Source organism: Actinoallomurus acaciae (genome assembly GCF_042429965.1).
In the GTDB taxonomy this organism is placed as follows: domain Bacteria; phylum Actinomycetota; class Actinomycetes; order Streptosporangiales; family Streptosporangiaceae; genus Actinoallomurus; species Actinoallomurus acaciae.
On record NZ_JBHLZP010000640.1, the window covers coordinates 1 to 4,081 of the forward strand.

General features: G+C 72.8%; 4 protein-coding genes. 3 read left to right on the forward strand and 1 reads right to left on the reverse strand.

Features of this window, described 5'->3' with window-relative positions; translation table 11 throughout:
• Positions 1-134: 134 nt before the first annotated feature.
• Positions 135-1,028, reverse strand: coding sequence for an SIS domain-containing protein (locus ACFFNX_RS43950; protein ID WP_378212195.1), 894 nt, complete (start codon positions 1,026-1,028; stop codon positions 135-137).
• Positions 1,029-1,271: 243 nt separating this feature from the next.
• Between ACFFNX_RS43950 and ACFFNX_RS43955 the strand changes: the two genes are divergently transcribed.
• The 3 genes from ACFFNX_RS43955 to ACFFNX_RS43965 all read left to right on the forward strand — a co-directional run bounded on the left by ACFFNX_RS43955 (position 1,272) and on the right by ACFFNX_RS43965 (position 3,709).
• Complete coding sequence (locus ACFFNX_RS43955) at positions 1,272-1,814, forward strand: MOSC domain-containing protein (protein ID WP_378212196.1); 543 nt, start codon at positions 1,272-1,274, stop codon at positions 1,812-1,814.
• Between the two features lie 96 nt (positions 1,815-1,910).
• Positions 1,911-2,444 carry a MarR family winged helix-turn-helix transcriptional regulator gene (locus ACFFNX_RS43960; RefSeq protein ID WP_378212197.1) on the forward strand — a complete coding sequence of 178 codons (534 nt, stop codon included), beginning with the start codon at positions 1,911-1,913 and terminating at the stop codon, positions 2,442-2,444.
• Positions 2,441-3,709: an MFS transporter gene (locus tag ACFFNX_RS43965; RefSeq protein ID WP_378212198.1), complete on the forward strand. Its 1,269-nt coding sequence runs from the start codon at positions 2,441-2,443 to the stop codon at positions 3,707-3,709. The genes ACFFNX_RS43960 and ACFFNX_RS43965 overlap by 4 nt, the downstream gene beginning before the upstream one ends.
• The last annotated feature ends 372 nt before the right edge of the window (positions 3,710-4,081 follow it).

Genomic DNA, 4,081 nt, shown 5'->3' on the forward strand with positions numbered 1-4,081 from the left:
CCCGCGCGTTCGGCGCCGGCCACGATCGCCTGGGCGTGCTCGATCTGGATGACGTTGAACGCGGCGGCGCCCCGCCCGGCGGCGCGCGCGGCGCCGACGACGGTCGCGGTCGGAACGAGTGGCATACGTGCTCCTCAGCCGGCGGCCGGACGCAGGATGACCGAGCGCGTCAGGTGGCGCGGGGTGTCGGGGTCCAGCCCGCGCGCGGCCGCCAGGCTCACGGCCAGGCGCTGCGCCAGGATGAGCGACGCGGCGGGATCGAGGTCCGGCTGGACCCACCGGCCGCCCGTCTCCCGCACCTGCTCCTCCAGGCCCTCCGGAGCCGGGCCGAACATCCAGACCGCCGAGCGCTCGTCGGTGATCGCGATCGGGCCGTGCCGGTACTCCTTGGCCGGGTAGGACTCCGCCCAGCTCAGCGACGCCTCGCGCATCTTCAGCGCGGCCTCGGAGGCCAGGCCGACGGTCCAGCCCGCGCCCAGGAAGGTGAACTGGGTACGGTCGGCGACGCCCGCCGGGAGGTCCTGTCCGACGGCACGGCGCGCGTCCGCGACCGCCGCCGCGACGTCCAGCCCGAGGTGGGCGCGCAACAGCGTGAGCGTGGTGGTGGCGAACCGCGTCTGCACGACCGACCGCTCGTCGGCGAAGTCGAGGACGACCACGTCGTCGGCGGCCGTCATGACCGGCGTGCCGGGGTCGCCGGTGATCGCGGTGGTGCGCACCGCGCCCCGCAGGTCGCCCAGCAGTTCGAGGATCTCGGTGGTGGCGCCGGACCGGCGCAGCGCCACGACCCGGTCGTACGGCCGGCCGGCCGGCGTCTCCGACGCCGCGAACGCGTCGGTCTCGCCCTGGCCCGCGCCCTCGCGCAGAGCGGCGTACGCCTGCGCGATGAACAGCGAGGTGCCGCAGCCGACGACGGCGACACGCTCCCCGGGCTCGGGCAGGCCGGGCAGGGGCGTGGCGGCGAGCTCCGCGGCCCGTTGCCAGCAGGCCGGCTGGTCCGCGATCTCTGTCTCGACGTGCGTCGTCACGGTCACTCCGTTCTGGGCCGCTCGTTCAGGCGGCCGTGATCAGATCTGATGGTTTGATAGCACAAATGCTCATAACCGCGCAATGACCGCGCACATCTCCAGGGGCGACTCGGCATGTGATCACATCGCGCACGGGAGCGCGCCGCGCCGGGTGCGGGCCCGGCCGTGGCCCGATTCACACGCTCGCCCTCGCCGAACCGCCCTTAGGCTGATCACGGTGTCGACGGGGAGGGGTTCGGGGAGATGGACGGCACGGTCGCCGCGGTCAGCCGCAACGGCGAGTACTCCTTCACGAAGCCGAACCGGGAGAGCATCACACTGGTCGCCGGGCTCGGCGTCGAGGGGGACGTGCACGCGGGCGTGACGGTCAAGCACCGCTCACGGGTGGCACGCGACCCGTCCCAGCCCAACCTCCGCCAGGTCCACCTCATCCACGAGGAACTGTTCGCCGAGGTCGCGCGCGCGGGCTTCACGGTCGAGCCCGGCCGGCTCGGGGAGAACGTCACCACCCGCGGCCTGGACCTGCTCGCGCTGCCGACCGGCACGCTCCTGCACATCGGCGACAGCGCGATCGTGGAGGTCACGGGCCTGCGCAACCCGTGCCGCCAGATCGATGACTTCCAGTCCGGCCTGCTCAAGCAGGTCCTCGGCCGCGACGAGGGCGGCAACGTCGTGCGCAAGGCGGGCGTCATGAGCGTCGTACGGCAGGGCGGCCCGGTCCGCCCCGGCGACCCGATCAGGGTGGAACTCCCGGCGGAACCGCACCGCGCCCTCGAACCGGTCTGACCCGCCTCCGACATCGCCCACTCCAGACACGCGCGGCTCCCCCGTGCCCCGAAACTTCATAGGCCGCCTATATAGGCATGTGATATTTTTTCCGCCATGAGTGCGGAGACGGACAGGTCCGACACATCACCTTCCGCCGCGCGGCCCTCTGTGGCGGCGGGGCTGGATGAGCTCACCCGGTTCGCGCTCCGTCGCAACGGCGCGCCGCGGGACATCAGCTTCACGACCGCCTCGACGCTCTCCCGGCTCGAGCAGGACGGCCCCCGCCGGCTCACCTCGCTCGCCGTCGAGGAAGGCGTCGCCCAGCCCTCGATGACGCAGCTCGTACAGCGTCTGGAGCGCCAGGGGCTCGTCGAGCGCAACCGCGACCCCGACGACCGGCGGCTGGTGTGGGTGGGCATCACCGACGCCGGGCGGCGGCTGCTCGCCGACCGCCGGCGGGCGCGGGCCGCGGAGCTGGCCGAGGTGCTCGCCACCCTGCCGCCCGAGGAGGAGGCGGCGCTCGGCGCCGCCGTGCTCGCGGCCCTGCCGGTCATCCGCAAGCTCGTCGAGCGGCGCCCCGGCGCCCCAGAACCGGCCGAGAGACGCACGGACCCGGCCGAACCCCTCACCTCAGGACGGGACCGTTGAGCCATTCCAGCAGTTCGCACGCCCCCCAGACCAATCCGTTCCGGCAGCCGCGCGCCGTGTGGGCCGTGGCGTTCGCCTGTGTCATCTCCTTCATGGGCATCGGGCTGGTGGACCCGATCCTGCCCGCGCTGTCGACCAAGCTGCACGCCAGCCCGAGCCAGGTGGAGCTGCTGTTCACCAGCTATCTGGTCGTGACGGCGGTCGCGATGCTCGTGACCGGCTTCGTCTCCAGCCGCATCGGCGCGAAGCGGACGCTCGTCGCCGGCCTCGTCCTGATCGTGGTGTTCAGCGCGCTCGCCGGGTCGGCGGACTCGATCTCGGGCATCGTCGGCTTCCGCGCCGGCTGGGGGCTCGGCAACGCGCTGTTCATCGCCACGTCCCTGGCGGTGATCGTCGGCTCGGCCAGCGGCGGCTTCGCCGGAGCGATCATCCTGTACGAGACCGCGCTGGGCATCGGCATCGCGATCGGCCCGCTGCTCGGCGGCGAACTGGGCGCCATCACCTGGCGCGGACCGTTCTTCGGCGTGACCGTCCTGATGGCGATCGCGCTCATCGCCACGGTCGTCCTGGTGCAGCCCACGCCACGGCCCGAACGCCGGACGTCGATCGCCGACCCGATCAAGGCGCTGCGGCACCGCGGCCTGCTCACGATGGCCCTGACCGCCCTCTGTTACAACTGGGGCTTCTTCACGGTGCTGGGGTACGCGCCGTTCCCGATGGGCCTGGGCGCCCACGCGCTCGGGTACGTCTTCACCGGCTGGGGCGTGTTCGTCGCGATCTTCGCGGTCTTCGGCGCGCCGCGGCTGCAGGCCCGCCTCGGCATCGCGCGGGCGCTGTACGTGAACCTCGCGCTGTTCGCCGTCGACGTGCTGGTCATCGCGATCTTCACCACCTCGAAGCCGGTCCTGATCATCGCCGTGATCATCGCCGGGATCTTCATCGGCGTGAACAACACGATCACCACGCAGGCCGTCATGACCGTCGCCCCGGTGGAGCGCCCGGTCGCGTCGGCGGCCTACGGCTTCGTCCGCTTCATCGGCGGCGGCCTCGCCCCGTTCGCGGCCGGAAAGATCGCCGAACACTCGAACGTGCACGTGCCCTTCTACGTGGGCTCCGCGGCCATCACGCTCGGCATCGTCGTGCTGGCCACCGGCCACCGCCTGCTGGGCGAGGCCGAGCACGCCCAGCAGGCCGAGGCGGGCCGTTCCGCCGAGGACCGGGCCGAAGAGGAGGCCCTGGCCGAGGAGCTCGGCTCCTCCAGCTGAGCGTCGGAGCCCTCGCTGCCGGACCTCGCGGCGGACACCATCTTCCGCGTCATCGCTTTCGCCTCGGACAAGCGGCCGGTGGCGATGTGGGCGGAAACGTCGTGCGCCTCATCGCCCAGGTCCGACCCGGGCAGCGGGACACGCCCCCGCGCGGCTGGATCCACGGCCCTGATCCGGAAAGGATGACCGGCGCCGATGGAAAGCCGAGTGAGAGGCGTTGGCCGGTGCCGAGACGGACGCTGTCCCTGCTGCTCGTGGCGGTCACGGCGGGTGCCGCGGCACCGGCCGCGACGGCCGGGGCCCGGCCGCTGCGCTTCACCGCGACCTCGCGAGTGTGGCCGGGCGTGGTGTTCCGCGCCTTCGCGGCGGCCG

Bases quoted from the DNA above. Each gene is read 5' to 3' on its own strand.
- ACFFNX_RS43955 (WP_378212196.1), top strand. From the start codon at position 1,272: ATGGACGGCACGGTCGCCGCGGTCAGCCGCAACGGCGAGTACTCCTTC.
- ACFFNX_RS43960 (WP_378212197.1), top strand. From the start codon at position 1,911: ATGAGTGCGGAGACGGACAGGTCCGACACATCACCTTCCGCCGCGCGG.